Genomic DNA, 526 nt, shown 5'->3' with positions numbered 1-526 from the left:
TAGATACGCTTTAAGACTAAAATGCGAACCATGGTCTCTGTTGGAAATGGTGGACGTCCGCCTTTTTTGCTGACAGGACGCGGTACCACATGGTCGATTTCTGCTGCTAGATGCGCAAAGTCTATACAGGTTTCGATCTTGACCAGCGGGTCACCCAACTTGTCGATCGTCTGTTGGTGATACTGGTTTGCAAAGAGGTCATTCTTACACGAGTTTCGCACAGGCATATAAAATTCTAAAAATGGCTTAAAAGCAATGATTAATCTGCAAGTTACTAAAAAACATAAATTTTCTTAAATTACAATAAGTTGTATTTGATTTATAAGGTTTTAACTATTTATATATCATGCTGAATTAAACTTAAAAATAGAGCGTTTTTTTATTGGTGCGAAACTCGTGTCTGTGCATGGAACTATCGGGTTGGATATTCCTCGCGATCGAAATAGCACTTTCGAACCAAAGTTGATATCGAAAGGAGAAAAACAGCTTAATGGATTTGATGATCGGATAATTTCTCTGTATTCGA

At 37.6% G+C, this 526-nt stretch carries 2 pseudogenes; one reads left to right on the top strand and one right to left on the bottom strand.

From position 1 onward, the window contains the following. Positions 1-227: pseudogene (locus CBG25_RS15750) on the bottom strand (IS5/IS1182 family transposase); the annotation flags it as partial. Positions 228-390: 163 nt separating this feature from the next. Here CBG25_RS15750 and CBG25_RS15745 point away from each other — a divergent pair. Next, positions 391-526, top strand: a pseudogene (locus tag CBG25_RS15745) (transposase); the annotation flags it as partial.

Origin of the sequence: Arsenophonus sp. ENCA (assembly GCF_002287155.1) — a bacterium.
Taxonomy (GTDB): domain Bacteria; phylum Pseudomonadota; class Gammaproteobacteria; order Enterobacterales; family Enterobacteriaceae; genus Arsenophonus; species Arsenophonus nilaparvatae.
Note: the sequence above shows the minus strand (reverse complement) of the source record. Positions and strands in the feature narration are given on the sequence as shown.